This is a genomic window from Frankia sp. CcWB2, from assembly GCF_977927585.1.
In genome coordinates, this window is the sequence record NZ_CDWRCM010000121.1 from 1 (window position 1) to 1,531 (window position 1,531).

Annotated in this window: 3 protein-coding genes; all 3 read left to right on the forward strand. The window is 68.3% G+C overall.

Annotated features, from left to right (window positions below):
* The coding region (locus ACY45C_RS13650; RefSeq protein ID WP_462187988.1) for a thiamine pyrophosphate-dependent enzyme at window positions 1-509 on the forward strand (509 nt) is incomplete at its 5' end.
* On the forward strand, window positions 509-1,033 hold the full coding sequence (gene ilvN / locus ACY45C_RS13655) for an acetolactate synthase small subunit (protein WP_462187989.1): 525 nt from the start codon (window positions 509-511) through the stop codon (window positions 1,031-1,033). The genes ACY45C_RS13650 and ilvN, both read left to right, overlap by 1 nt.
* Window positions 1,034-1,086: 53 nt before the next feature.
* On the forward strand, window positions 1,087-1,531 hold a 445-nt coding region (locus tag ACY45C_RS13660), incomplete at its 3' end, for an NAD(P)-dependent oxidoreductase (RefSeq protein WP_462187990.1).

Genomic DNA, 1,531 nt, shown 5'->3' on the forward strand with positions numbered 1-1,531 from the left:
CCACGGTGTGGGCCGTCGACGGTGACGGCTGCTTCCAGATGACCAACCAGGAGCTTGCGACCTGCGCGCTGGAGGGGATCCCCATCAAGGTTGCCGTCATCAACAACGGGTCGCTCGGCATGGTCCGCCAGTGGCAGACCCTGTTCTACGACAAGCGGTACTCCAACACGGAGCTCGGGACGCACCCGGACTCCCCGCGGACCGGCGGCGCAGGGGCGTCTGGGCGGGGCGCAGCCGCGTCCAGGAGGGTGCGGGTGCCCGACTTCGTCCGGCTGGCCGAGGCGTTGGGCTGCGTCGGGCTGCGTTGCGAGACGGCGGCGGATGTCGACGCGACGATCGAGAAGGCGATGGCGATCGACGACGCCCCGGTCGTGGTGGACTTCGTCGTGCATCCCGACGCCATGGTGTGGCCGATGGTCGCCGCCGGCGCCAGCAACGACGACATCCGCATCGCGCGCGACACGGCGCCGGACTTCGACTACTCCGGCGACGCCGAGGTGAACCTCTGATGACCCGCCACACCCTGTCCGTGCTGGTGGAGAACAAGCCCGGGGTGCTGGCCCGGGTCTCGGGCCTGTTCTCCCGGCGCGGGTTCAACATCGAGTCACTCGCGGTCGGGCCGACCGAGCAGCCCGACATCTCCCGGATGACGATCGTCGTCGTCGTGGAGGACCTGCCGCTGGAACAGGTGACCAAGCAACTTAACAAGCTGATCAATGTTTTGAAGATCGTCGAGATGGATACCTCCGCCTCGGTGCAACGTGAGCTGATGCTCGTGAAGGTGCGCGCCGACCTGTCGGTGCGGTCCCAGGTCCTCGAGACGGTCGCTCTGTTCCGTGCCAAGGTGGTCGACGTCGCCCAGGACGCCGTCACCATCGAGGCGACGGGAACCCGCGACAAGCTGGACGCCCTCATCCGCATGCTGGAGCCGTTCGGAATCCGGGAACTGGTCCAGTCCGGCCTGGTGGCACTCGGTCGCGGATCGCGTTCGATCACCGATCGCAGCCTGCGAGCGGTCGACCGCCCGGCCTGACCGGGACCGTCGCGCGTCTTTTTCCTATCCACTCAACGAGGAGATTCCCTACGATGGTCGAGATCTACTACGACGACGACGCCTCGCTGGACGTCTTGGCCGACCGTAAGGTCGCCGTCATCGGCTACGGCAGCCAGGGCCACGCGCACGCGCTGAACCTGCGCGACAGTGGCGTCGACGTGCGGGTCGGCCTGCCGGCGGACAGCCGCAGCCGGGCCAGGGCCGAGGAGGAGGGCCTGCGGGTCCTCACCCCGGCGGAGGCGTCCGCCGAGGCCGACATCATCATGCTGCTCACCCCGGACACCACCCATCGCACGATCTACGCGGAGTCCATCGCCCCGCACCTCACCGCGGGCAAGGCGCTGGCGTTCGGGCACGGCTTCAACATCCGCTACGGGCTCATCGAGCCGCCGGCCGGCGTCGACGTGTTCATGGTCGCTCCAAAGGGGCCGGGTCACCTGGTACGGCGGGTCTTCGAGGAGGGCAAGGGCGTTCCCG

What these genes read in the sequence shown, in the direction of transcription:
- ilvN (WP_462187989.1), top strand. Translation starts at nt 509, where the DNA reads ATGACCCGCCACACCCTGTCCGTGCTGGTGGAGAACAAGCCCGGGGTG.